The sequence below is a fragment of the Microbispora sp. NPDC046933 genome (assembly GCF_040644635.1).
In the GTDB taxonomy this organism is placed as follows: domain Bacteria; phylum Actinomycetota; class Actinomycetes; order Streptosporangiales; family Streptosporangiaceae; genus Microbispora.
Window position 1 is genome coordinate 26008 of record NZ_JBEYWW010000032.1, and the last position, 25048, is coordinate 51055.

24 protein-coding genes and 1 pseudogene are annotated in these 25048 nt (G+C 71.6%); 10 read left to right on the plus strand and 15 right to left on the minus strand.

From position 1 onward, the window contains the following. The first annotated feature begins 99 nt into the window (after window positions 1–99). Window positions 100–444 (plus strand): sec-independent translocase, encoded by a 345-nt coding sequence (locus ABZ857_RS33580; RefSeq protein ID WP_357051246.1) that lies wholly within the window; start codon window positions 100–102, stop codon window positions 442–444. 6 nt (window positions 445–450) lie between these two features. On the opposite strand, the gene ABZ857_RS33585 is transcribed toward ABZ857_RS33580, so the two are convergent. The 3 genes from ABZ857_RS33585 to ABZ857_RS33595 are packed head-to-tail and all read right to left on the minus strand — an operon-like array spanning window position 451 to window position 3304. Beyond that, complete coding sequence (locus ABZ857_RS33585; protein WP_357051249.1) at window positions 451–1590, minus strand: P-loop NTPase; 1140 nt, start codon at window positions 1588–1590, stop codon at window positions 451–453. A gap of 17 nt (window positions 1591–1607) precedes the next feature. After that, a complete protein-coding gene (locus tag ABZ857_RS33590) occupies window positions 1608–2102 on the minus strand; it encodes a DUF1003 domain-containing protein (protein ID WP_357051252.1) in 495 nt (164 codons plus the stop codon). Further along, a complete protein-coding gene (locus ABZ857_RS33595; RefSeq protein ID WP_357051255.1) occupies window positions 2099–3304 on the minus strand; it encodes a CBS domain-containing protein in 1206 nt (401 codons plus the stop codon). Before ABZ857_RS33595 ends, ABZ857_RS33590 begins: the two co-directional genes overlap by 4 nt. 85 nt (window positions 3305–3389) lie before the next feature. On the opposite strand from ABZ857_RS33595, the gene ABZ857_RS33600 reads away from it, so the two are divergent. Continuing rightward, window positions 3390–4334: a DMT family transporter gene (locus ABZ857_RS33600; protein WP_357051433.1), complete on the plus strand. Its 945-nt coding sequence runs from the start codon at window positions 3390–3392 to the stop codon at window positions 4332–4334. Between the two features lie 5 nt (window positions 4335–4339). Here ABZ857_RS33600 and ABZ857_RS33605 read toward each other — a convergent pair whose 3' ends face one another. Further along, on the minus strand, window positions 4340–4717 hold the full coding sequence (locus ABZ857_RS33605) for a hypothetical protein (protein ID WP_357051258.1): 378 nt from the start codon (window positions 4715–4717) through the stop codon (window positions 4340–4342). A gap of 35 nt (window positions 4718–4752) precedes the next feature. Here ABZ857_RS33605 and ABZ857_RS33610 point away from each other — a divergent pair, with 35 nt between their 5' ends. The 3 genes from ABZ857_RS33610 to ABZ857_RS33620 all read left to right on the plus strand — a co-directional run bounded on the left by ABZ857_RS33610 (window position 4753) and on the right by ABZ857_RS33620 (window position 10363). Continuing rightward, on the plus strand, window positions 4753–5691 hold the full coding sequence (locus ABZ857_RS33610; RefSeq protein ID WP_357051261.1) for a CoA ester lyase: 939 nt from the start codon (window positions 4753–4755) through the stop codon (window positions 5689–5691). Window positions 5692–5719: 28 nt separating this feature from the next. Continuing rightward, window positions 5720–6871 carry a type II CAAX endopeptidase family protein gene (locus tag ABZ857_RS33615; RefSeq protein ID WP_357051264.1) on the plus strand — a complete coding sequence of 384 codons (1152 nt, stop codon included), beginning with the start codon at window positions 5720–5722 and terminating at the stop codon, window positions 6869–6871. Between the two features lie 135 nt (window positions 6872–7006). After that, window positions 7007–10363 carry a hypothetical protein gene (locus ABZ857_RS33620; protein ID WP_357051267.1) on the plus strand — a complete coding sequence of 1119 codons (3357 nt, stop codon included), beginning with the start codon at window positions 7007–7009 and terminating at the stop codon, window positions 10361–10363. On the opposite strand, the gene ABZ857_RS33625 is transcribed toward ABZ857_RS33620, so the two are convergent. Continuing rightward, window positions 10350–10757: an NUDIX domain-containing protein gene (locus tag ABZ857_RS33625; protein WP_357051270.1), complete on the minus strand. Its 408-nt coding sequence runs from the start codon at window positions 10755–10757 to the stop codon at window positions 10350–10352. The genes ABZ857_RS33620 and ABZ857_RS33625 overlap by 14 nt on opposite strands. A 72-nt stretch (window positions 10758–10829) precedes the next feature. Here ABZ857_RS33625 and ABZ857_RS33630 point away from each other — a divergent pair, with 72 nt between their 5' ends. From ABZ857_RS33630 to ABZ857_RS33640, 3 genes are read left to right on the plus strand one after another with little or no spacing between them, the layout of a single operon-like run. Next, complete coding sequence (locus tag ABZ857_RS33630; protein ID WP_357051273.1) at window positions 10830–11474, plus strand: DUF6758 family protein; 645 nt, start codon at window positions 10830–10832, stop codon at window positions 11472–11474. A 42-nt stretch (window positions 11475–11516) separates the two neighbouring features. Beyond that, window positions 11517–12227, plus strand: a complete 711-nt coding sequence (locus ABZ857_RS33635) for an MBL fold metallo-hydrolase (RefSeq protein WP_357051276.1) — start codon at window positions 11517–11519, stop codon at window positions 12225–12227. Window positions 12228–12234: 7 nt separating this feature from the next. Continuing rightward, entirely contained in the window at window positions 12235–13194 is a 960-nt protein-coding gene (locus ABZ857_RS33640; RefSeq protein ID WP_357051279.1) for a PD-(D/E)XK nuclease family protein, read from the plus strand. Here ABZ857_RS33640 and ABZ857_RS33645 read toward each other — a convergent pair. The 3 genes and pseudogenes from ABZ857_RS33645 to ABZ857_RS33655 all read right to left on the minus strand — a co-directional run. Next, window positions 13145–14056 carry an oxygenase MpaB family protein gene (locus ABZ857_RS33645; protein ID WP_357051282.1) on the minus strand — a complete coding sequence of 304 codons (912 nt, stop codon included), beginning with the start codon at window positions 14054–14056 and terminating at the stop codon, window positions 13145–13147. The genes ABZ857_RS33640 and ABZ857_RS33645 overlap by 50 nt on opposite strands. A 10-nt stretch (window positions 14057–14066) precedes the next feature. After that, window positions 14067–14951: an alpha/beta hydrolase gene (locus ABZ857_RS33650; RefSeq protein WP_357051286.1), complete on the minus strand. Its 885-nt coding sequence runs from the start codon at window positions 14949–14951 to the stop codon at window positions 14067–14069. A gap of 976 nt (window positions 14952–15927) precedes the next feature. Next, a pseudogene (locus tag ABZ857_RS33655) lies at window positions 15928–17172 on the minus strand (DEAD/DEAH box helicase); the annotation flags it as partial. A 415-nt stretch (window positions 17173–17587) separates the two neighbouring features. Between ABZ857_RS33655 and ABZ857_RS33660 the strand changes: the two are divergent. Continuing rightward, complete coding sequence (locus ABZ857_RS33660; protein WP_357051289.1) at window positions 17588–18247, plus strand: ferritin-like fold-containing protein; 660 nt, start codon at window positions 17588–17590, stop codon at window positions 18245–18247. Window positions 18248–18732: 485 nt separating this feature from the next. Here the strand turns inward: ABZ857_RS33660 and ABZ857_RS33665 are convergent, their stop codons facing one another. The 5 genes from ABZ857_RS33665 to ligD (ABZ857_RS33685) all read right to left on the minus strand — a co-directional run bounded on the left by ABZ857_RS33665 (window position 18733) and on the right by ligD (ABZ857_RS33685) (window position 21826). Beyond that, entirely contained in the window at window positions 18733–18963 is a 231-nt protein-coding gene (locus ABZ857_RS33665) for a DUF3107 domain-containing protein (protein WP_079315485.1), read from the minus strand. A 94-nt stretch (window positions 18964–19057) separates the two neighbouring features. Next, a complete protein-coding gene (locus ABZ857_RS33670; protein ID WP_030507436.1) occupies window positions 19058–19678 on the minus strand; it encodes a TetR/AcrR family transcriptional regulator in 621 nt (206 codons plus the stop codon). Between the two features lie 72 nt (window positions 19679–19750). Beyond that, window positions 19751–19996 carry a hypothetical protein gene (locus ABZ857_RS33675; RefSeq protein WP_239108895.1) on the minus strand — a complete coding sequence of 82 codons (246 nt, stop codon included), beginning with the start codon at window positions 19994–19996 and terminating at the stop codon, window positions 19751–19753. 22 nt (window positions 19997–20018) lie between these two features. Then, window positions 20019–20900, minus strand: coding sequence for a non-homologous end-joining DNA ligase (gene ligD / locus ABZ857_RS33680; protein WP_357051293.1), 882 nt, complete (start codon window positions 20898–20900; stop codon window positions 20019–20021). After that, window positions 20897–21826 carry a non-homologous end-joining DNA ligase gene (gene ligD, locus ABZ857_RS33685; protein WP_357051296.1) on the minus strand — a complete coding sequence of 310 codons (930 nt, stop codon included), beginning with the start codon at window positions 21824–21826 and terminating at the stop codon, window positions 20897–20899. Before ligD (ABZ857_RS33685) ends, ligD (ABZ857_RS33680) begins: the two co-directional genes overlap by 4 nt. 104 nt (window positions 21827–21930) lie before the next feature. Here ligD (ABZ857_RS33685) and ABZ857_RS33690 point away from each other — a divergent pair, with 104 nt between their 5' ends. Continuing rightward, complete coding sequence (locus ABZ857_RS33690) at window positions 21931–22821, plus strand: Ku protein (RefSeq protein WP_357051299.1); 891 nt, start codon at window positions 21931–21933, stop codon at window positions 22819–22821. A 209-nt stretch (window positions 22822–23030) separates the two neighbouring features. Here ABZ857_RS33690 and ABZ857_RS33695 read toward each other — a convergent pair whose 3' ends face one another. Next, entirely contained in the window at window positions 23031–23342 is a 312-nt protein-coding gene (locus tag ABZ857_RS33695) for a hypothetical protein (protein ID WP_357051302.1), read from the minus strand. 608 nt (window positions 23343–23950) lie between these two features. Further along, window positions 23951–24499, minus strand: a complete 549-nt coding sequence (locus ABZ857_RS33700) for a hypothetical protein (RefSeq protein WP_357051305.1) — start codon at window positions 24497–24499, stop codon at window positions 23951–23953. Window positions 24500–25048: the final 549 nt, after the last annotated feature.

Genomic DNA, 25048 nt, shown 5'->3' on the forward strand with positions numbered 1-25048 from the left:
CCTCATGAAGCCGGCCTCATGAAGCAGGGCGTCCCCTGTCCACAGCTCGGGGCGCGGGCATTAGTCTGATTTCAGTCGCACGTGCAGGAGGAGATCGCCATGTTCGGACTCGGCTGGGGGGAGGCCCTGGCGCTGGTGGTGATCGCCCTACTCGTCTTCGGACCGGAGAAGCTGCCCCAGGCCGCCTCGCAGGCGGGCCGTACGCTGCGGCAGCTCCGGCAGATGGCCAACAACGCGAAGGCGGATCTGCAGGCCAACATGGGGCCCGAGTTCGCCAACTTCGATCCGACCGACCTCAACCCCAAGAACTTCGTGCGCAAGCACCTGCTCGACGACCTCGAGAACGACTGGAACGGCACCTCGGCGACGGCCGAGCCGGTCGCCGCCCCCACGCCGGAACTGGGCGTGGGGGAGATCCCGCCGTACGACAACGAGGCGACCTGACCCGGGTCAGTGCTTGACCGGCGAGATGTCGAGCTTCAGGCCCTTGAGGCTGGTCGACTTCTTGCCGAGCCCGGCCGCGATCCGGCGCAGCTCAGCCGCCGCCGGGGCGTCGGGATCGGTCAGCACGAGGGGCTTGCCCTCGTCGCCGCCCTCACGCAGCCGCATGTCGATCGGCACCTGGCCGAGCAGCGGCACGCGCGCGCCCAGCGTGCGGGTCAGCGCGTCGGCCACGGTCTGGCCGCCGCCCTCGCCGAACACCGAGATGCGCTCGTCGCAGTGGGGGCAGGGCAGCCACGCCATGTTCTCGATGACGCCCGCGATCTGCTGGTGGGTCTGGGCGGCGATCGACCCGGCCCGCTCGGCCACCTCGGCGGCGGCCTGCTGCGGGGTCGTCACGACCAGGATCTCGGCCGTGGGCAGGCGCTGGGCGACCGAGATCGCGATGTCGCCGGTGCCCGGGGGCAGGTCCATCAGCAGGACGTCGAGGTCGCCCCAGTAGACGTCGGTGAGGAACTGGTACAGCGCCCGGTCGAGCATCGGGCCGCGCCAGACCACCGGAGTGTTGCCCTCGGGCTTGAACATGCCGACCGAGATGACCTTGATGTCATGCGCCACCGGCGGCATGATCATGTCCTCGACCTTGGTGGGCCGCTCGCTCACGCCGAGCATGCGCGGCACCGAGTGGCCGTAGATGTCCGCGTCGACGACGCCGACCTTCAGGCCCTGGGAGGCCATCGCGGCGGCGAGGTTCACCGTGACCGACGACTTGCCGACGCCGCCCTTGCCGCTCGCGACCGCGAACACGCGGGTCAGCGAGCCGGGCTTGGCGAAGGGGATCTCCTTCTCCGGCCCGCGGTCGCCGCGCAGCTTCGTCTGCAACTCCTTGCGCTGCTCGGCGCTCATGACGTCCATGTCCACATGGACGCGGGACACGCCGTCGATCCGGGACACGGCCCCGGTGACGTCGCGGGTGATGGTGTCCTTCAGGGGGCAGCCGGCGACGGTCAGGTACACGCCAACGCGCACCACCCCGTCGGGGGAGATGTCGACGTTCTTGACCATGCCGAGCTCGGTGATCGGCCGGCGGATCTCCGGGTCGTTCACCGTCGCCAGCGCGGCCATGACCAGTTCAGGGGATGGTGCCATGAATCCATGCTATGGACTCAGCGGGGATCCTCCGAACCCGCCCCGGGCGATCTAGGCGCATCCGCGCTCAGCTCGTCCTGCAGACGCTGGAGCTCCGAGCGGATGTAGTCGCGCGTGGCCACCTCGCCGATCGCCATGCGCAGGCCGGCGATCTCCCGGGTGAGGTACTCGATCTCGGCCTGGTTGCGCTCGGCCGTCACCCTGTCCTGCTCGTACTGGATGCGGTCGCGGTCGGCCTGCCGGTTCTGCGCCAGCAGGATCAGCGGCGCGGCGTACGACGCCTGGAGCGAGAGCATCAGGGTCAGGAAGATGAACGGGTAGGGGTCGAACTTGTACGGCGCGAACACGTTCCACACCAGCCAGACCGTGACGAACACGGTCATGTACACGATGAACCGCGCCGTGCCGAGGAACCGCGCGAACCGCTCCGAGAACCTGCCGAACGCCTCGGGGTCGTAGTAGAGCCGCAGGCGGTAGGTCAGCTCGCGCGGCTGGTCGAGCCGTTCTGTCATGGGCGTTCCCGCCAGTCCTCCGGCAGCATGTGGTCCAGCACGTCGTCGACGGTCACCGCGCCGAGCAGGCGGCTCAGCTCGTCCACGACGGGGACCGCGACCAGGTTGTACGTCGCGAGATACGACGCCACCTCATGCACGGTGAGCTCGGGCCTGATCGGGTCCACCGTGATGTCTATCACGCTGCCGAGCAGCGTCGACGGCGGCTCCCGCAGCAGGCGCTGGAAGTGCGCCACCCCCAGGAAGCGCCCGGTCGGCGTCTCGCTCGGCGGGCGGGTCACGTACACCTGGGCGGCGATGGCGGGGGGCCGCTCCTCCTGCCGGATGTGCGCGAGGGCCTCGGCCACGGTCGAGGTCGGCGGGAGGATGACCGGCTCGGTCGTCATCATGCCGCCGGCCGTGTACTCCCCGTAGGTCAGCAGCCGCCGGACCGGCGCGGCCTCCTCCGGCACCATGAGCCGCAGCAGCCCCTCGGCCTGCTCGGCGGGCAGCTCCTGCAGCAGGTCGGCGGCGTCGTCCGGGCTCATCTCCTCCAGCACGTCGGCGGCGCGCTCCCGGTGCAGCCGGCTCAGCACGAGCACCTGGTCGCGCTCGGGGAGCTCCTCCAGGACGTCGGCGAGCCGGTCGTCGTCCAGCGCCGCGGCGACCTCGGCCATCCGCTTGGTGGGCAGCTCGTGCAGCATGTTCGCCAGGTCGGCCGGGCGCAGCGCCTCGAAGACGGCGAGCAGGTTGGCCGCGCCCTGGTCCTTCTGGACTCCGGTGAACCCGGTGACCTCGTCCCAGTCGACGATCAGCGTCTCGCCCCTGCGCCGCGTCCCGCGGCGTACCGCGACCTTCGTGACGAGCCAGTCGGACGGCCGCGGCTGCTCCATGGCCAGGTCCTGTACGGTCACCCGCTCGCCCTTGTACTCGACGGTGCGGTCGAGCATCTCCCCGATGGCCAGCGTCTCGGCGTCCCGGCACTCGAACCTGCGCATGTTGAGCTTGCCGGTGAAGATCATGGCGCGGGCCTCGATGCTGGTGATCCTGGTGATCGGCAGGAAGACCCGGCGGCGTGGCTGGACCTCGACGACGAAGCCGTGGACCCGGGGGAGCAGCGGTCCTCGCAACGAGACGACGACGTCCCGGATCCGGCCGATCTGGTCGCCGGCCGGGTCGAAGACCGCCAGCCCCGCCAGGCGGGCCACGAAGATCCGATCCACTCTGTCAGGTTACGCAAGGGTGCGCACTTCTCAGGGTTATGACAGGATCAAAGCCGTTTATTGGTAATTACATGGGCAGGTGACGATGAGGGCTGTCAGCCTGGCGATCGCGGGCGTCTCGGCCTTCTGCTTCGGGTTCTCCGGACCGATGGCGAAGATCCTCGGCATGGCGGGGCTCACGCCGCTGGAGGCCGTATGGGTCCGCATGGCGGGGGCGGGCGTGCTCCTGCTGGCGGTCCTGGCCGTCGTCAGGCCGCGCGCGCTGCGCATCCCCCGCGACCGCCTGCTGTTCTTCGCGGCGTACGCGGTGATCGCCGTGGCGGCCGTGCAGGGCCTGTTCTTCCTGGCCATCACCCGGCTGCCGGTCGGCGTGGCGCTGCTGCTCGAGTACACCTCGCCGGTGCTGGTGGTCCTGTGGGTGCGGTTCGTCCGGCGGCTGCGGCTGCCCCGCTCGGCCTACCTGGGGGCGCTCATCGCGATCGTGGGCCTGGCGATCGTCGTGCAGGTCTGGGAGGGCCTGCGCCTCGACGCGCTCGGGTTGCTGCTCGGTCTGGTGGCCGCCGCCTGCTGCGCCGGATATTTCCTGATGAGCGACTCGTTCGGCGACGACGTGGACACGCTGGGCCTGATCGGCTGGGGCATGCTCGGCTCGGCGGTGGTCCTGCTGCCCGTATCCCGGCCCTGGAACATCGACTGGCCGGCGTTCACCCGCGCCGTCGAGGTCTCCGGTCACACGGTCCCCGTCGCCGTGGTCGCCGTGGTGCTGGTCGTGGTGGCCACGGTCGTCGCGTACACGACCGGGGTCACGGCCGTGCGGCGGCTGTCGGCCGCGGTCGGAGCGACGGTCGCCTCGGTGGAGGTCATCGCGGGGGCGGTGATCGCCTGGGTGCTGCTCGGCGAGCGCCTGGGGACCGCCCAGATCACCGGAGGCGCGATCGTGCTCGCCGGGGCTCTGCTGGCCCAGACCGCGACCGTACGGCTCGGCTCCGAGCGCCACGCCGCCGAGACGGCCGAGACCGTACGCGTCTGACGCCGTCACGTTCGGGGGACGAGCCGTACGACGGTGGACCCCTCGGCCCAGCGGGCGGTCAGACCGGCGGCGTCGCGGGCGTTCAGGCGCTCCTTGGCCAGCGCGGCCACGGCCTCGGGGGCGGCCGCCTGGTCCACCACCTCGGCGACGGCCGGGAAGCGGACGAGTTCGGCGCCGTTGTCCTTGCTGCGCAGCACGACCTCGATCTCACCCCGCTCGGCCGCGACCTCGGCCAGCCCGGGAAGGGACTGCTCCCCTCCGCCGGTCACCACGTAGACCGCGCCGTCGTGCCACACGTGCCAGGCGAGCCGGACCCCGGACGGCAGGCCGAGCCACAGCACGTTGGACTTCTTCGCGCCCTCTTCGATCACCGGCAGGGTCATGCGCCCCAGCCTAATCACCGCGCTACGGTGTGCCCATGCGCGCTCGACGTTCGTGCCTGGCCGTGCCCGGCAGCAATCCGCGTTTCCTGGAGAAGGCCCAGGGCCTCGCCGCCGACGAGGTCTTCCTCGACCTGGAGGACTCCGTCGCCCCCGGTGCGAAGGACGAGGCGCGCCGCAACGTCGTCGCCGCGCTCAGGGAGGGCGACTGGACGGGGAAGACGGTCGTCGTCCGGGTCAACGACCTCACCACCCACTGGACCTACCGGGACGTCATCGAGGTGGTCGAAGGCGCCGGCGACCGGCTCGACTGCCTCATGCTGCCGAAGGTCGCGGACGCCTCCCACGTGGCCTGGCTCGACACCCTCCTCGGCCAGATCGAGCGGGCCACCGGCCTGCCCGAGGGCGGCATCGGCATCGAGGCGCAGATCGAGGACGCCCGGGGCCTCGTGAACGTGGACGACATCGCCGCCTCCTCGCCCCGGCTGGAGACGCTGGTCTTCGGCCCGGCCGACTTCATGGCCTCGATCGGCATGCGGACGCTGGTCGTGGGCGAGCAGCCCCCCGGGTACGGCGAGGGGGACGCCTACCACTACATCCTCATGCGCATCCTGATGGCCGCCCGCGCGCACGGCCTCCAGGCGGTCGACGGGCCGTACCTGCAGATCCGCGACCTGGACGGCTTCCGCCGGGTGGCGATGCGGTCGGCCGCCCTGGGGTTCGACGGCAAGTGGGTGCTGCATCCGTCGCAGGTGGAGGCGGCCAACGAGGTGTTCTCCCCCTCCCAGGAGGACTACGACCACGCCGAACTCATCCTCGACGCGTACGAGTACTACACGACGGTCGAGAAACGGGGCGCGGTCATGCTGGGGGACGAGATGATCGACGAGGCGTCGCGGAAGATGGCCCTCGTGGTGGCGGCCAAGGGCCGCGCCGCCGGCCTTCCCCGGTCCAGCTCCTTCACCCCGCCCAGCTGATCGTCCCCAGTACGCGAAGAATGGACATATGAACGAACCACAGCCGGATCCGGCCCAGGCACCGGGCCCGGATCAGGCCGCCGGGCCGACCCAGATGCCCGGTCCCTACCTGGCGCCCGGGCCGTACGCGGGCGGGACCGCCTGGCCGGCCGGTCCGCCGCAGCCGCTGCCACAGCCGCTGCCACCGCCACCGCCACCGCCGCATCCTGCGGCTCAGCCGCAGTGGTCATATCCCGGGCCCTATCCGGGGCCGTATCAGTGGGGTCCGCCCCCGCGTGCCCGCTGGGACGTCCCGCCCCCGCCCGGCACGCGTTACGACCGCCTGGCCCGTACGCCGTTGCACCGCTGGTGGCGGCCGATCCTCGGCACGGCGGCGATCATCGCGGTCTTCCTGGCGCTCTCGATCGCCGTCGGCCTGGTGGCCTTCGTGGTCTCGCTGGTCACCGGCGTGCCCATGGTGCGGACGGGGACCCGGCTGTTCGCCGATCCCGTCCTCGACCTCGGGTTCCAGCTGGGAGTCATCGCGCTGCTGCTGCCGCTGGTGCTCGGCGCAGCGTGGCTGGTCCAGCGGAGACCGCCGGGGTCGTTGTCGTCGGTGGCCCTGCGGCTGCGGTGGCGTTGGCTGGGGGCCTGCCTGCTGGTCGCGCTGGTGGCGGTCGTGCTCGGTCAGACGGCCGAGGCGGGGATGCTGATGTCTGCCGGGGTGGATCCCGGGTTGCGCTGGGCGGGCTGGGAGGAGTTCCTCCCCGCCATCATCGTGATCCTGCTGCTGGTGCCGTTCCAGTCGGCGGCCGAGGAGTACGCCTACCGCGGGTGGATCATCCAGGGCTTCGGGGCGTACCTGCGCAATCCGTGGCCGGCGATCCTGGTGGGCGCGGCGGCCTTCGCCGCCTCGCACGGCTACACGGGCTGGGGGATCGCCTACGTCTTCGCGTTCGGCATGCTCATGGGGTGGCTCGCGGTCCGCACCGGCGGGCTGGAGGCGCCGATCGCCCTGCACGCGACCAACAACATCGTGGCGTTCGGGGTCGTGGCGGCCTCCGGAGACATGGGTAGCGCGATGGAACAGGGCGAGGTGCCCTGGCAGGCGCTGATCGGATCGGCCGTCCAGTTCGCGATTTTCGGTATCGGCGTGTTGATAATCGCCCGAAAGTGGGCAATTCAGACCCTCTCCCGATAAATCTCACTAGAGAGGTATGGCCCCCACGCTCTTCCCGTGTTGCTCTGGATTCGTGATGGGGTATCACTGTGATCGCTTTGCCGTACCACAGGTGGAACGGTCCGGATTGACCTCTCCGGGGAGGAGGTACTGAGCGTGGCCTCGGGCCCCCACGAGCGCGACCGTCGACGCGACGGCGAACCCTCCTCCGTGCCCCCGCCGGAGCTGCACCACCGGCCGCCCGGCCCGTCCCCGTGGGCGCTGCCTCCGTTCGCGGCCCCGATTCCCGAGGACGCGGCTGACGCGGCTGACGCGGTTCCTGACGCCGGCGAGCCGGGAGACGACGAGGACACCCGGCCGTACCGCACGGTCGGCGACGGGGGCTCACCCGACCCGGACTTACCCGGCGGCATCTGGGCTCCGCGCCCCGGATCGGACGCAGGCGACGGGCCGGAGCCGGAAGCGCGGCGCGACCGCGGGCCCCGGACCGGCCGCAGGCCGTACGCGGCGCCGTACGGGGCAGGGTCGTCCGGGGCAGGCGAACCGCGCCACAGCCGCTCCGGCGGACGGAGTCCCGAGGACCCCGGACAGCCCGGCGACGCGGGCGCGACCGGCCCGCCCGGCCCCGCGCACGCCCCTGCGACCTGGCATGGCGAGGGTGCCAGGTCGGCGGGGGAGACGGCCCAGGAGTCACCCGGGCAGGAGGAGGGCCGGCGTCGCCGCATCGTGAACCGGCCGGACAAGCTTGTCGCCTCCGGCCCGCCCCGGCGGCGGCGTGCCCAGATCCCCCGCGAGAATCCGGACGGGCCCGGTGCCCCCGAGATCGACACCCCTCCGTCGGGGCCGCTGCGCGAGCACGACCCAGGCCGGCACGATCCCGGCCAGCGCGGGGAGCATGTGTGGGCGCACACGCCGCCCGAGCCCGCCTCGCGTCACGGCCTGGGGGAGCCCGGCGGCATCCGCATGAGCCCCGAGATCCCGGTCGAGCCCGAGCACGACGACCCGCCCGTCGAGCCCATGGAGCCCGTCGAGCCGGCCGAGCCGGCCGAGCCGGTCGAGCGCATCGGACGTCCGCCGGGGGGCCGCCCGGCCCGCCCCGACGTGCTCGTGGCCGTCGGCCCGCCCCGGGCGGGCGGCGGTCGTCGCCACAGGAGGGTGCTGCCGGTCCGGCGGTTCCCCCCGCGCCTACCCCGGCTGGTCGCTCCGGCGGTGATCGCCGTGGTCCTCGTCGTGGCCGCCGTGCTGGGCGTGGCCGTCGTCAAATGGGCCGGCGGCCCGTCCACGGCCGGGCTGCGCCTCGCCGCCGGCGACGGACAGTCGGGCGACGCGGCGTTCTCGGCGCCCGGGTTGCCGGGCAACGGCTCCAGCCAGGTGCTCAACGCGTTCGCGGCGGCGGGCGCGACGGTGGTGGCGGCGGGCAGCGACACGACGAGCCGGCTCGCCCGGCCGCTGTTCCTCGTGTCCGCCGACGGCGGCGCGCACTGGCGGATGGGCCGGGTCGCCGACGCTCCGGGGTACGAGTCCGCGCCCGGGGCGGTCGGCAGGGTCGCGGGTGGCGGCGGCCGCTGGCTCGCTGTCGGGACCGACGCGCCCGGCTCCGCGGGCCCGGCCGCGCGCGGCATGTGGGTCTCCTCCGACGGCCGGTCCTGGACGGCGGTGGACCCGGCCAGGCTGACCGCGTTCTGGAGCCAGGACAGGATCACCGACGTGGCGCGGACCGAGACCGGCTTCCTCGCCGTGGGCGCCACGACCCTGCGTGACGGCACGGCGGGCGCGGTCGCCTGGGTGTCGCCCGACGGCGTCGGCTGGACGAGGGTGGACACCGACCAGATCGGCACCCCCGACAAGGTCAGGGCGATGCGGGCGGTGGCCGCCCGGGGCGACCGGGTGGTGGCGCTCGCCGATCCCGGCTCCGGTGATCAAGGGTCGGGCGACTCGGTCTCGGTCGTCCTGCGCTCCGACGACGGCGGCCGCACCTGGCTGCGTACGGCCGCGGCCCTGACGGACGTACGGCCCGAGCCCGGCGCGCTGGCCGCGACCGGGAAGGGCTTCGTGCTCGTGCCCACCCGGCAGAAGTCGGACGGCGGCGAGGTCCGGGTCTACTGCTCGCCCGACGGCGCCGGCTGGACCCAGTGCGGCACGATAGGGCCGCTCGGCGCGGAGGGGACGGGCGTGCGCGGCCTGGCCGCGTCGGCGGCGGGCGTCGCGGCGGTCGCCGAGTCGGCCTGGGAGCGGTACGCCGTCTACACGAGCCAGGACGGGCGCAAGTGGACCAGGAGCGCCGACCTCGGCGGGATTCCCGGGACGCTGCGCGGGCTGGCCATCACCGACGCCGGGGTTCTCGTGGCGGGCGGCGACAAGCGCGGACCCGGCGACGTGGAGAACCTCCCCGTGCTGATCACCGCGGGGAAGGGCGAGGCGGCGCGCAACGTGCCGCTCAAGGAGATCGCCGGGCTCAACCGGCTCGCCAGGGACACCGCGGACGTCGCCGCCGCCGGCGGCACGTTCGTGGCCGTGGGCGCCGCCAACGGCGACGCCGCGATCTGGACGAGCGGCAACAACGGAGCCAACTGGAAGGACGCGGCGTTCCCCGACCTGCTGGGCGGACCGGGTCGCCAGGCGCTCAGCGGCGTGGCGCACGGCCCCAGGGGATGGCTCGCCGTGGGCAGCACGACGACCGACCCGGCGGTGACCCGGCCGCTGCTGGTCACCTCGGCCGACGGGAAGAGCTGGCGGCCCGGTCCCGCGATGGAGGTGCCCGCGGGCCACTTCCTGCTCGCGCCGAGCGTGGTGGCCGCCGGGCCGAAGGGCTACGTCCTCGCGGGGGAGGACCGGTCCGCCACCGGGACGCTGCCCGCCCTGTGGTTCAGCCCGGACCTCAAGCGGTTCTCCCGTTCCGCGCCGGGCAGCATGCCGGCCGGAGGGGCGGGCGTGCGCCTCTACGACGTCACGGCGACGCCCGACGGGTTCATGGCGGTCGGCGGGTCGGGCACGGCCGACCGCGAGACGGGAGTGGTCTGGGTCTCCTCCGACGGGCTCAACTGGAACGCCCGCGGCCGGGTCCTGCCGCCGGACACCACCTCGGCGGGGCTGCGCCACGTGGTCGCGACCGAGGCCGGTGTGGTGGCGGTCGGCACCGCGATGACCGAGGACGGCCCCCGCCCGTTCTCCGCGCTGTCCACCGACGACGGCGCGAGCTGGGAGTACGGCACGCTGCCCGCCGACGCCGCCGCCTCGGTCCTCGACGTGACCGCGACCGGGCGGGGACTGGTCGCCGTCGGATCGCACCGGTCGTCCGGCGCGGGCGGTGAGAACGACAGCGCCGCCTGGGTCTCCGAGGACGGGGTGGACTGGTCGCGCCAGACGCTCACCCAGGACGGCCTCGGCGGCGAGGGGGCCCAGTGGCTCGGTGCGGTGGCGGTCTCCGGCGACCGTGTCGTGGCCATCGGCAGGTCGGCCGGCTACGCCGACGACCACCTGACCATCTGGCGCAGCACGGTCACGGAGCGATGATCCCGGAGATGACCCCCCATTCGGCGAGGGCGTCGGCGAGGCCGTCGGTCAGCGGGAGCCGTACGAGGTCGGCCGGCGCCCACCAGCGGGCGTCGGCGGCGTCGTCCCCGGCGACCGGCACGCCCGTGGCGGTCGCCACGTAGTCGTGGATCTCGTACGTCCCGCCGCCGGGGGCGGGCCGCAGCACGGTCCCGGCGAGCCGCACGACGGTGACGTCGAGGCCGGTCTCCTCGCGCAGTTCGCGGCGAAGCGCCTGCTCGTCGGTCTCGCCGGGCTCGACCCTGCCGCCGGGCAGCGACCACAGCCCCTCGCCGGGAGGGCGGCCTCGCCGCACCAGCAGCAGACGCCCGTCGGCGTCGGCGACGATCGCGCCCACACATCTGATGCACCGCACATCACCAAGATTACGACTAGATAACGGGCAGACTCTTGACGTACGGACATCCCGGAAGCACCGTGAATATTTGTGAGAACCGCGCCAACTTGTCCGCGGTGCTTCGGGCCGCTACACGAACCGAACGTCTGGTCGAGTTCCTGGCGTTGCGCCGCCCACGGGGACGTCCTGCCCTTCCAGCCACCCCGGCGGCCGTCACGGGCCGCTCTGGAGGCCCTGTGCGAGGCGGCCAGGGTGCCCGTCTGGCTCCCGTGGCCGCTGCCGTCCGGATGGCTGGTGACGGGCTTCGCCGAGGTGGGTGACGAGCGCACCGGCGTCAGGGCGAGCGTCGTCGCCCTCTCCGGCCCGTCGGTCACCCACGGTCCCGCCGACATGCTGCTCATCGCGGAGGAACCCGGCATCGGTCTCGGCGCCGCGTACGCCGGGCTATCCGGCCCGGACCCCGGGGCGGGATTCGACGCCGGGCCGCCGCATGCCAAGATCGACGCACGGGGCCATCCGACGGCGCTGTGGTGCGCGGGGCGGGGGGTGCCCGGAGACCGGGCCGTCTACGTGGGCGAGGCCCTCGGCAACTGGCTGTGGACGGTCGCCTGGCCGGTCGAGGCCGGCTGCTTCATCGCGCTGGCCAACCTGTCGCTGCGTGACCTGCGGGACCAGGACCAGGCGCTCGACCTGCCCTTCGGCGCCTTCTCGCCGCGCCTCGACGGGGATGTCTAGTACGGCGGGTCCGAACCGCCGGGGATAGTAAGGTTCTGAGCCGTGACAGCGCGCATCGAACGAGTGGTGACCTCGGGCCTGGTGGACATCGAAGGCGACGAGCACAAGGTCGAGAACAACACCTGGATCGTGGGCGACGACGACGAAGTGATCGTCATCGACCCGGCGCGGGACGCCGACAAGATCCTGGAGAAGGTCGGCGACCGCGAGGTCCTCGCCGTCATCTGCACCCACGGCCTGCCCGACCACGTGGGCGCCGCGATCGAGGTGGCGGCCAGGGACGAGGCCGTGATCGCCGTGCACCCCAAGGACAAGCGCCTGTGGCGGCAGACCTGGGAGGAGACCTGGCCCGACATCGACATGGAGGACGAGGGGCTGTTCTCCGTGGCCGACGTCGAGCTGGAGGTGCTCTCCACGCCGGGGGTCACGCCGGGCGGCGTCTCGCTCTACTGCGAGGGCCTCGGCGCGGTCTTCAGCGGCAAGACCCTGCTCATGGACGGCCCCGGCAAGCTCGGCGGGGAGTATCCCGCGCTGGCCGACCAGCTCACCTCGATCGGCGAGAGGCTGTTCACGCTGCCGCACGAGACCAGGGTGCTGCCCGCGCACGGCGAGGAGGGCAGGATCGGCGACCTGGAGCCCGAGTTCGACCGCTGGCTGTCGGGGTCGCTCACCGGCGCCCAGGAGGCCGAGCCGGCGCCGCCGCTCGTGGACGGCACCGGGGCGTCCGGCATCAAGCTGAACCTGGACGAGTAGGGCCCCGGTGGAGCAGCCAGGGGAGCAGCTCGGCCTCGACGGCATGCCGAGGCGGCTCTACACCTGCACTCCGTCGCGGCTGAACACCTGGCTCGACTGCAGGCGTCGCTACCGGTTCACCTATCTCGACCGGCCCGCTCCCCAGAAGGGGCCCCCGTGGGCGCACAACAGCGTGGGGGCCTCCGTCCACAACGCGCTGGCCGCGTGGTGGCGGGAGCCGTACGACCGGCGTACGCCCGTGATGGCGGCCGTGCTGCTCACCAACGGCTGGATCCGCGAGGGGTTCAGGGACGAGCAGCAGTCGGCCGCGTGGCTGGACCGGGCCCGTGAGATGGTCTCCTCCTACGTCGCCACGCTCGACCCGGGAGACGAGCCGGTGGGCGTCGAACGCACCGTCGCCACGCGTACGTCGGTCATCGCCGTCTCGGGCCGCGTGGACCGGCTCGACCGGCGCGGGGACGAACTGGTCGTGGTCGACTACAAGACCGGCCGCCGCCCGCCGACCTCCGACGACGCCCGTTCCTCGATCGCGCTGGCCGTCTACGCGATCGCCTCGTCCCGCATGATGCGCCGGGCCTGCCGCCGGGTGGAGCTGCACCACCTGCCCACCGGGACGGTCGCGGAGTGGGAGCACACCGACGAGTCGCTCGCCCGCCACCTGCGCCGGGCCGAGGACATCGCGACGGAGGCGGCCGACGCCGACGAGGCCTACCGCGAACGGGTCCCCCGGGGCGCCGTGCCGGCCCCTCGGCGGGAGGACGCCGCCGAGACGCTCGCGGTGCCGCCCGAGATCGACCGGCTGTTCCCGCCCGAGCCGGGCCCCATCTGCTCCTGGTGCGACTTCCGCCGCCACTGCCCCGAGGGGCGGGCCGCCTCGCCCGACCGCCTCCCCTGGGACGGCCTGGCCGAGACGCCGGTCAGCCCGTCGTACGGCCAGGATGGCGGCGAGGATCGACCAGCGCCCTGAGGCCCTTGCCGACGTCGTATCCGGCGGCGCCCAGGCGTTCGCGCGAGGCCCGCAGCATGGCCCTGGTGCCCTCGTCCAGCACCTGCTGGTGCACGAAGTCGGGGATCGTGTTCATGGTCACCCGGAAGGCCCGCAACGCCGCCGTGACCGCGATCTGGGGCACCTCGGGAAGCGCGCCGTACAGGCGGCGGGCCCAGCCGGGCAGCGTGTAGTAGCACAGCGCGCCGAACGGGAAGTAGACCGGCTTGGCCGGGGACAGGAAGCGCATGCTCTCCGGCAGGCGCGGCCACAGCAGGAACCGCACGGCGGCGGCCGACTCGGGGATGACCCGCAGGACCGGCCGCATCCGGGCGAAGTAGTCGTTCATCTCGCCGACCGAGCCGGGCACGTCGTCCGGGTGCAGCCCGACGTACGCGGCGCTGTGCCGCTGCTCGGCGAGGTACTGGTCGGCCTGCCGGTCGCTGATCGGGGCGCCCGCGCGGCGGACGACCTCCAGGTAGGACATGACCTCCGCGCAGTGGACCCACAGCAGCAGCTCCGGCTCGTCCACCCGGTGGGTCCTGCCGGTGTCGGGGTCGCGGATGCGCAGGGTCCGGTGGATAGCCCGCACCCGCCTGCCGATCTCCTCGGCCTCCTCGGGGCTGCCGTACGTCACGCGGCCCACGAAGTCCGCCGTACGGCGCAGCCGGCCGAAGGGGTCCTCCCGGAAGTTGGAGTTCTGCCAGACGCCCCGCATCGCCAGCGGATGCAGGGCCTGCAGCATCAGGCCGCGCACGCCGCCCACCCACATGGTCCGGTCGACGTGGACCAGCCACGTCGCGGACTCCGGAGGCTGGGCGGTCAGGCCGCTGGTCCCGGGCATGGCGACCGGGTCATCCGTGCTGGTGCTGGAGCAGCCGGCTCTCCGCCGCGTTCCAGAAGCGGGTCAGGGCCGCCGCGGTGGTCTCGGGAGCCTCGACGGCCGGCGAGTGGAGCGCCCCCGGCACCACGACGCACTCCGCCTCGAGCCTGCGGGCCATCTCGGCCTGCAGCAGCGGCGGCCAGCCGTCGTCGTGCTCGCCGTACAGGACCAGGAGGTCGAGCCCGGATCCGGCCAGCTCCGCACAGCGGTCGGACGCGCCCAGGACCTCGTGCGCCATCGCCACGAGACCGGTGGGGTGGTTGGCGAGCAGCCGCTTGCGCAGGAACGCGACGATGTCGTCGGGGACGCCCGCCGCCAGCGCCTCGGGCTCCATCCGGTTCGACCACATGTAGTCGAGGCCGTACTCCGGAAGCTCGGCCAGCATGACCCGGCCCATCCGCTCCCGCGGCCCGACGATGCCCGCGGGCCCCGAGCTCATGAGCGTGAGCGACGCGAGCTTGGCGGTGCCGTTCAGCGCCGTGTCCCGGGCGACCAGCCCGCCGAAGGAGTGCCCCAGCAGGTGGACGGGCTCACCCTGGCCGACCACCGCGGCGATCGCGTCGATGTCCGCGCCGAGGGCCGCGCACGTGTACGCCGCCGGATCGTCCGGCCCCGGCGTCTCGTACTGCCCGCGCATGTCGACCGCGATCACCCTGCGGCCGGCCTGCGCGAGCGTCTGCAGCACGGCGATGAAGTCCTCCTTCGACCCGGTGAATCCGGGGACGAGAAGGGCGGGCCAGCGCTCGGGGACACCGCTGGACGGAAGCGCTTCGAGGGCCGCGAACGAGCCCAGCGGCGTCTCGATCTGCTCACTGCTGACACCCGGGGGAAGGGTCAGGAACCGTGGCGTGCTCACGAGGCCTCCTCCACCTCACCCCGGATCCCGGGAACCGATGGGCCCGACCGGCCCCACGTCCTGGACCGTCTGCTGAAGGCTCGCTCACTCACGTGGCATCACGATACCCAGGGAAGATCCCGACGACACTGCCGAAGCGACTACGCGGGTTTCGGACGGTCATTGCGCATGCCTCCTGTCCAGGTCATACCCACTGCGGGGCGAAGCGGCCCTCGACGAACAGGGGCAGGGCGAGCGCCGGTTGTCCGGTGCCCTCCCTGCCCCTGCGGTCGTGCTCATCGACGAACGGGCCTGTGCCGGCCCCTCACCCCGTACGGCGGGGCCGCGGCCGGGGCGGGCGGCGCCGCTGCTGGGCGCGCTCGCTCGCGGCGGACGGCGCGGGATCGTCGTCATCGGTCGCGAGGTCGGGAGACCTGAAGACGATCATGAAGGGGCTGCTGGGAATGATCCGCTCCGGCTCCGGCTCCGGCCGCTCGGCGGGCTCGCCGGCGACCTCGCCCACGGGCGCTTCCCCGGCCGGCTCCATCGGGAGTGCCTGGCCGGCGGTGTCGGCGGCGCGGGTCCTGCGGCGCCGGGCCGGGCGCTCCTCCACCGGCTCCTCGGCCGCGGGCGCCTGGTCGGCGGCATGGTCGGCGGCATGGTCGGCGACGCGGGTCCTGCGGCGGGTGGTCCTGCGCGTGGTCGCCGCCTCAGGCTCCGGCCCGTCACCGGCAGGCGCGACCTCCCCGCTCACCGGAGCCTCGGTAGCCCCGGTGTGGTCCTCCGCGCCGTCCTTGCCGGGCCGTACGGCCGCGACCTCGGCCAGCGCGCCGGTCAGGGCCGCGGCGTTCGCGCCCCTGCGCCCACGGCGGCCGGAAGCGGCCTCGGCAGCGGTCTCCAGAGTGGTCTCCACAGTGGTCTCGGCGGGGGTCTCGACCGGGGTCTCCACCGGACTCTCCGCCGCCACCGGGGTCTCGGTCTCCCCGGCGTCCTGGACGCGGCCCCCACGGGTCCGCCGCCGCGCGCGCGTGCGGGCGGGGCGCTCGCGGCGCTCCTCCCGCTCTCCCCGACCGGACTTGCCGCGGGACCGGGTGCGCCCGGTCTCCCCGAGGTCCTCGATCTCCTCGGCCTCCAGGCCCGCCCGGGAGCGCTGGGCGCGCGGCAGCACGCCCTTGGTCCCCTCGGGGATGTCGAGGTCGGCGTACAGGTGCGGGGAGCTCGAATAGGTCTCGACGGGCTCGGTGAAGTCCAGCGAGAGGGCGTTGTTGATGACCTTCCAGCGGGTCAGCTCGGTCCACTCGACGAAGGTCACCGCGACGCCCGTGCGGCCCGCCCGGCCCGTACGGCCGATCCGGTGGACGTAGGTCTTCTCGTCCTGCGGGCAGTCGTAGTTGACGACGTGCGTGACGTCGTCGATGTCGATGCCGCGCGCCGCGACGTCGGTGGCCACCAGCACGTTGATCTTGCCGTTGCGGAACGCCCGCAGCGCCTGCTCGCGCTGGCCCTGGCCGAGGTCGCCATGGACGGCCGCCACCGCGAAGCCCTTGTCCTTGAGCTGCTCGGCGACCATGTCACAGGCCCGCTTGGTCTCGCAGAAGACCATCGTGAGCCCGGCGCCCCTGCTCTGCAGCAGGCGGGCCAGGATCTCGATCTTGTCCATGCGGTGCGTGCGGTAGACGTGCTGCGTCGTCAGCGTGGTCGTCTCGGCCTCGGCCGTGCCGCTCTCCGCCCGGACCCGGGTCGGCCGGGTGAGATAGCGGCGGGACAGGTTCACGATCTCGCCGGGCATGGTCGCCGAGAACAGCATGGTCTGCCGCTTCTCGGGCACCAGCTTGATGATCCGCTCGATGTCCGGAAGGAAGCCGAGGTCGAGCATGCGGTCGGCCTCGTCGAGGACGAGCATGGTGATCTGGCCCAGGTCGAGGTGCTTCTGCTTGACCAGGTCGAGCAGGCGCCCCGGCGTGCCGACGATCACGTCGACGCCGTTCTTGAGCGCCTCGATCTGCGGCTCGTACGCGCGCCCGCCGTACACGGTGAGGATGCGCGATCCCAGCTTCCCGGCGGCGAGGACCAGGTCCTCGGTCACCTGGAGGGCCAGCTCGCGGGTCGGCACGAGGACGAGGCCGCGGGGCTTCTTGCGGTTCTTCCTCGGCTTGCCGACGAGCTGGAGCATGGCGACGCCGAAGGCATAGGTCTTGCCGGTGCCGGTGCGCGCCTGTCCGATGACGTCCTGGCCGGCCAGCGCCAGCGGGAGCGCCATCTCCTGAATCGGGAATGGTGAAGTGATGCCCTCGGTCTCGAGCGCATCGGCGATCTCCGGGATGACTCCCAGTTCTCGGAACGTCGTTGTCAGCGTGGCCTGCCTCAATCAATGCGAAGGCGGCCTTCCGGGACATCCGGCCGGCAGAGCCTCCCCGGTCCGGGTCCTCGCGGACAGTCGCGCCCTCGTCGTGATCAGCGACCGCGGCATCCAGTGGTTCCTGGGGGTCCGGGGGATGACCCCGGATCGACACAGTGATCGGCACAGTGCGGTCGCACTTCCACGAAGCAGTCTACTCGATACCACAACACGGAACCGATTTCTGCGTCTTCTCGCTAAAAGCTCTTGCTGTGTCGCCCGAGAAGGCGGGGGAGCGCGGGAGCCGTACGCTGCACCCATGAGTGATTCCTCTCCCGGGATTGTGGACCTGCTCGGTGTGCTCGCGTACGCCGAGCTCACCGCCTTCCTGCGGCTGGCCGAGGACGCCGCCCTGCTGGCTCCGACGCTGAACGACAGGGCCGCCCTCGGGGACGTGGCCGCGACCGAGTACGGGCATTTCCGGGTGCTGCGGGACCGGCTGGCCTCGCTCGGCGTCGATCCCGAGGAGGCCATGGCCCCCTTCGTGGAGGCGATCGACGCCTGGCACGCCCAGACCAGGCCGAAGGACTGGCACGAGGCGCTGATCAAGGCGTACGTCGGCGTGGGAATCGCGGGCGACTTCTACCGCGAGGCGGCGCGCCACACCACTCCCTCGGTCAGCGCCCTGGTGGACGAGGTGCTGACCGACGAGAGCCGTGGGGAGTTCGCGGTGGAGCGGGTGCGCGCCGCGCTGGACGCCGACCCGCGGCTGTGCGGCCGTCTCGCGCTGTGGGCGCGCCGCATGGTCGGCGAGGCGCTGAGCCAGGGGCAGCGGCTCGCCGCCGCCCGGCCGCAGCTCGCCGCCCTGCTGGTGGGCGAGGAGGGCGAGGACCTGGCGGAGATCGGGCGGCTGTTCGCCAGGCTGACCGAGGAGCACGGCAAGCGGATGGCGGCTCTCGGCCTCACGCCCGGCCCGTAGTGTCCGCGGTTTCCCTCCGGGGTTGTCTTCCGCAGTCGCCCCGCTGACCTGGCCCGACGCATGGAGCGGCGGGGAACGGGAGGGCCTGGAGCCCGCCCCGCGCACCCGCCGGTCCGGCGTTCGTGGGTCGCGCACGTGCCAAACGGATGTACGGTGCGAGCATGAGGGCCTCGCGCCGCTACGGCACTTCCTTGACGAGATGTGGGCCGAACAACTGGACTCCGCGTGCGGTGTTGCGGAGAGGAAGCGCGGGCTGTCCGACGATCAGCGGGAGGCGGGATCCCCATCACGCGGATCTGACCCGCCGCCCCCGCGGATGCGGTTACGGACGCACCTGACCCCGCTGCCGATCGCGGGCGGCCGGTCGGCGGAGCACACGGTCGAGCACACGGCGGAGCACCCTGTCAAGCACACGGTCGGCCGTCGGGACGGCGCGCGTGGTGAGCGCGCGCCGCCGACGGTCCGACGGCGGCCGTGCAGGCGCGCTAGAGCGTCCCGCCGAAGCCGACGGGGCGCGACTCGTCCTCGCCGATCTCGACGAAGCCGAGCGAGTCCACAGGGACGACCACACGGCGGCCCGAGGTGTCGGTGAGTGAGAAGACGCCCTTGTCGGAGGCGAGCGCCTTGCGGAGCTCCTCCTCGATCTCCTCGGCCGACAGGTCGGTCTCCACGACGAGTTCACGGTGCACCGACTGCACGCCGATCTTTATTTCCATCGGGCTCCCCTTTCGCGAGGGCTGTTCCCTACCCATCGTCGTCGCCTCAGGGAGCGGCGAGCCCTGTGATCGCGTGAAGCGAACAGGATTCCGGTCAGCCGGTGCGCGGGAAACCGCTGATGCCGCGCCAGGCCAGGCGCGCCATCAGCTGGGTCGCCGCCTCCTTGGGGATCGAGCCGTGGCTGCTCAGCCAGTAGCGAGCGCTCACCTCGGCCATGCCGACCAGGCCCACGCCGAGCAGGTGCGCCTCGTCGCTGGAGCAGCCGGTGTCCTCCTGGATCACCCGGCTGATCGCCTCGGCGCTCTCGTGCAGCGAACGCTCCATCCGCTGCCGTACGGGCGCGACGTTGCGCAGGTCGGATTCGAAGACGAGCCGGAACGCCTCGCCCTGACTGGAGACGAAGTCGAAGAAGGCGCCGATGGCGGCCTGCACCCGCTGCTTGTTGTCGGTGGTGGACTCGAGCGCCTGCCGGCACCGGGTCACCATGTCGTCGACGTGCAGGTCGAGCAGCGCGAGATACAGCTCCAGCTTGCCCGGGAAGTGCTGGTAGAGCACCGGCTTGCTCACACCGGCCCGCTCGGCGATCTCGTCCATCGCCGCCGCGTGGTAGCCGTTCTCCACGAACACTTCCTGTGCCGCGCTCAGCAACTGGCGGCGGCGGGCCATCCGGGGTAGCCGGGTGCCCCGGGGCTTGGCGTCCGGGGTAGCGGTCACGGCAGTCTCCTTGCAAGATGCGCATCGGGGGCTCCCGCCCCGAGGCCTCATCCTACGTGTCGGTAATCCGGATCAGCGATAGTCGTCGTCGTCGAGGTCGACCGTACGCTCCTGCTCGGCCACGTCGGCCGGGTCGGCGTCGAACGGGACACGCTCGGGCCAGCGCCTGTCGTCGGCGACCTTGACGAGCTGGTGCTGCTCGACCGCGTCGGCCTCCGGCGCCTCGATCGAGATCTCCTCGACCACCTCGTCGAGGGGGTCCATCTCGGGCATCTGCTTGTCCTTCCGTTCGAAGGTCGGCTGCGACAGGTCCAACACTACGGCCAGGGTGGCGGCCGGGCTAAGCGGTGAGGGCCACGAACAGGTCGCCGTGTTCCGCCACGCGCTCCAGCACGTCAGATGTGGTGAACACCAGCTGGTCCGGGCTCTCGCACGCCTCGACCTCCTCCCACAGCAGGGGAGTGGACGCGGTCGGCCGCCCGGCCGCGCGCAGCGAGTAGGGCGCGACGGTCGTCTTGGCCGGGTTGTTCTGGCTCCAGTCGATGAAGACCTTGCCCGGCCGCTCCTTTTTCGCCATCACGCTGGTCACGAACGGATGCTCCGCCTGCATCCGCCGGGCGAGCGCCTTGGCGTAGTCGGAGGTCTCCGGGCCCCGGTCCCAGGGGACGTAGACCTGCATGCCCTTCTGGCCGCTGGTCTTGGGGTAGCTCTCCAGGCCGTCGTCCGCCAGGGCCCGCCGCAGCAGGACGGCGACCCGGCAGCAGTCGACGATCGTGGCCGGGGCGCCCGGGTCGAGGTCGAAGACGAGGGTGTCGGGCGGCTGCGGCTCGCCGTCCTTGGCCACCCGCCACATCGGCACGTGGATCTCCAGGGCGGCCAGGTTGGCGTAGTAGACCAGGGTCGGCAGGTCGTCCACGACCGCGAAGTCGATCTCCTCGCGGTTCTTGGTGCTGCCCGGCGCGGGCAGGGTCACCGTACGGACCCAGTCGGGGGTGTGCTCGGGGACGTTCTTCTCGAAGAAGAACTGGCCGTCGACGCCGTTCGGGTAACGCTTGACCGTGAGGGGGCGTCCCTTGAGGTGCGGCAGCAGGACCGGCGCGATCCGGGTGTAGTAGTCGATCACCTCGGCCTTGGTGAACGCGGCGTCGGGGTAGAGAACCTTGTCCAGGTTGGTCAGGACCAGCAGGCGGCCCTCGACCTTCACCCGCACCTTCTCCGTCATCGCTGCTCCTCCCGCCGCACCTCCGCGGGGATCTTGTCGGTGCGCACGCCCCGCCACACGGGGTTGCGCAGCCGCCCGTCCCGGGTCCACATCGTGAACGCCACCTCGCCGACCACCTCGGGCCTGACCCACCGGGCGTTCCTGGAGATCTCCCTCGGAAGCCCGTCAGAGAAGGGGCTCTGCCCGATCTCCAGCGGCTCAATCAGGTGGAGGATGTCGCCGAGCATCGCGTCGGTGAACCCGGTGCCCACGTGGCCGGCGAAGAGGAACGCGGCCGGGGAGGTCCCGGCGTACATGCCGAGCAGGAGCGAGCCGACGCCGCCCGCGCGGCGGCCCCTGCCCGGCCGCCAGCCGCCGACGACCACCTCGGCGGAGCGCAGGTTCTTGACCTTGATCCACCACTCCGCCCTGCGCCCCGGCCGGTAGGGCGAGTCGAGGCGCTTGGCGACCACGCCCTCCAGTCCCTGCCGCCTGGTGGCCTCCAGCACCGCCGGTTCACAGGGGAAGTACGGCGGCGCGCCCAGGCCGAGCGAGTCGAGCAGCGCCCGCCGGTCCCGGTAGGGCAGGTCGAGCAGCGTGTGCCCGTCGAGGTGGAGCAGGTCGAAGGGCACGTAGGAGACCGGCAGCCGGCCGAGCAGGTGGGCCCCGGCGGGATCGGTGACGTGCATGCGCTTCTGGAGCAGGGCGAAGCTGGGCCGGCCCTCCGGGTCGAAGGCCACCACCTCGCCGTCGACGACCGCCCTGTGCCCGGCCAGCGGGGCCACGGCGGCGGAGATCTCGGGATAGCGGGAGGTGTAGTCGGCGCCGTGCCGCCCGGTCACCCGCACGCGGCCGTCGACGTACGCGAGCGCGCGGATGCCGTCCCACTTCACCTCGAGCGCGTACGCCTCGGGGTCGGAGGGGATTTCTCCTGGAATGGCAAGCATCGGCTCGATCGGATACGGCACCGCCATAGTGGGTACCTGCCCATGAGGTAACTCCCTTGAATCCCACCATAGCGTTGTTCGAACACAGAGACGAGAATGTGGCTATGCGCAGCATCTGGAAAGGCGCGATCTCGTTCGGTCTTGTCACCATTCCGGTGAAGCTCTACTCGGCGACCGAGCAGAAGGACGTCACGTTCCACCAGGTGCACCGGGAGGACGGCGGAAGGATCAAATACAAGAGGGTCTGCTCGGTCGACGGCGAAGAGGTGCCCTACTCCGACATCGCCAAGGGATACGAGCTCGCGACCGGTGAGATGGTCGTGCTGACCGACGAGGACTTCGCCGACCTGCCGCTGACCTCCTCCCGCAGGATCGACGTGCTGCAGTTCACCCCCGCGGAACAGATCGACCCCATCTACTTCGCCAAGTCGTACTACCTGGAGCCGGACGGGCAGGGCGCGAAGCCGTACGTGCTGCTGCGGGACGCGCTGGAGCGGTCGGGACAGGTGGCGGTCGTGAAGGTCGCCCTGCGGCAGCGCGAGTCGCTGGCCGCGCTCCGCGTCCGGGACGGCGTCTTCGTGCTGGAGACCATGCTCTGGCCGGACGAGATCCGCGAGGCCGACTTCGGGTTCCTCGAGGAGGACGTCGACGTACGGCCGCAGGAACTGAAGATGGCCGAGTCCCTGATCGAGACCATGGTGGCGGACTTCGATCCGGCGGAGTACAAGGACGCCTACCGGGAGGCGCTGCAGGAGGTCATCGAGGCCAAGGTGGCGGGCAAGGAGGTCGTCGCCCCCGAGGCCCCCGCCGAGGCCGGGCCGGCCGTCGACCTGATGGCCGCGCTGCGGGCCAGCGTCGAGGCGGCCAAGCGGGAGCGCCAGGGCGCCGCCGCGGCCAAGTCGCCCGGCAGAGCCCCCAAGGCCAAGGCCGCCGCCTCCGGCGCGGACGAGGAGGAGAAGGCGCCCAAGAAGCGGAAGACGCGCCGCTCGGCCTGAATCCGCCAGATCTGTTCAGAGGAGCCCCGGCGGGCTGTTCCGCCGGGGCTTTCTCACGGTACGGAAGTGGGCGATCCGTACAGGGCCGCTAGCTCTCGGCCGTCCGTTCACCGCTGCCCGATCGCCACGGAGGTGGCGGAGGCGTGATCAGGGCGAGCCCGGACACCGCGGCTTCGCGCCGACGGCCCCGTACGAGTGGGTGTCACCCGTCAGTCGTCGTCGTCGCCGTCGATCTCGAGGACGGCGTCACCGGATGCGTTGGCCTCGACGGGCCGGACGATCTTCTTCTCCTTCTTGAGCTTGAAGAAGCGGAAGTCGTTGCGGTTGACGGCCGTGTTACGGCAGCCGCGATTGCGACGCCCGCAGCGGTCCCAGCGGTCCGAGCCGGGGCCCCACTTGCTGCTGATGGTCGGGGTGCCAGGGGTGGCTGCGTGGGCGCTGACGGTGCTCAGGACGAGCGCGCCGCCGGCCATTACCGTACTGACCGCAAGACCGGTGATGACGTTCCGGAATTTGGGCATTGAGGTCCTCCTCGAAGGATGGAGTGCCCGAGTGCGACATTCCCAGGGACTGTCGGGAATGTCCGAGCGATGTCCTGTATGTCCGGCTATCGCCCGTGGCGTCTTAATTACCGATGCGGCCTACCGCCAAACTCGGCCGGAGGGGATTTGGGCTCTGGTTGTGGTGCGATGCCCCGCGTTAGGCGACCGCTGACCTGATCGACGTTCATGTCTGACGTGCCTGTGCGGGATCCAGGGTAGGGCGGTCCGTCGTTCCCCCTTCCGGTGTTCCGCAATCCCCGGTTTTCGTCCGCTTCGGCCCCTCTCGTGAGACGGCTCCGCACTGGAGGACGCGGCGCGGGCCATGGGGGCAGGGGCGGGATCGGGCGCGCAAAAGGTCAGGGCTCCGGCGAGGATCTCGCCGGAGCCCTTGTCTCATGCCATCCGGTGGACGGTGTTTTCAGGCTTCCTGCCGCTCGGCGCGTGGATGCGCTGAGAACACCTGGCTGCACTCACCGGCACCGTCGTCCCCGGCGGCCGGCGGAGAGGAACCCGCGGGCGGTCGTGCCCGCCGCTTCCGTCACCCCGCCGGACGGCGCGGTGTCGCGCGAGGCGTCAGACCTCGCGGATCAGACGTTGTTGTTGTTGTTCTTGTTGTTGTTGTTGTTGTGCTCGCGGTCGTGGCGGTTCCACCAGTCGTCGTTGTTGTTGTCCCACCAGTTCTGGTCGGCCCACCAGTTGTTGTTGAGCCAGTTGAAGGTCTTGTCGTCCTTCTCCTGGAAACCGAAGGCGACGTCCTTGGCGACGAGGCCGAAGGCGTCGTGCTCAGCCTTGTCATCCTTGTAGAGGTTCTGGCCCCACCAGTTGTTGGTGTCCCACCAGTTGTTCTGGTTCTGGTCGTTGATGTTGTGGTCGCGGTCGTTGCGCTCCCGGTTGTTGTTGTTCGGGAAGAACGCGTGCGGGAAGTCCTCCCCCTTCTTGTTGTCCTGGGCGATGCCGCCCGTGCTGTCGTCGACGCCGTTGGCCGCGCCGTCCTTTGCGATGGGGCGGTCCTCGTTCTTCTTGAAGAAGAAGGGGTTGTCGTCGGCGCTGGCGGCCGTGGCGCCCATGGCGACGGCCCCGCCGACGACCGCGGTGCTGAGCGCGAGCCCTGCGAAGATCTTCTTGAGGTTGGGCATTATGGTTCCTCCCTGACAGGATTCAATTTCGAATTGCCCTGCGTCTATCGGTATTTCCTGGCCGCCTACTGCGGGCAGGAATTTCTCCGTGGCTCTTATTGAGCCTTGCTTCCGACGTTAGGGTGATTTCCTGCCGGGCGGCCCGACAAACTGACGTCTGCTGCTTTTAGTTAATGATTAGCTGCGTATAGGCTTGATTCGATGGATAATGCGCCTTATGTAGTGATAGGTACGATTTGCCCCCCTGGTGCGGCCGCGTTCTGACGTTCGGTGAGCGGGGGTGCAGGCTTCCCTGCGTTTGCCATCGGCGGGGCCGGCCGGGGAGGTCTGGAGCGGCTGCGACCGGGGGCGGAAGGAAAGGCCGCGGCGGGAAGTGAGCGGCGGTGACGAGCGTGGCCAGGGAAAAGAGCAGGGCTCCGGCGGAACCTTCCCGCCGGAGCCCTTGGTTGTCACTGTAGGAGGATTGACGGCCGTTCCCGTTCAGGCTGTCGTCGCTCGGTGAGCGAGCGGCCGGCCGGTCGAGGAACGTGTCTCTGCACTCAACGGCGC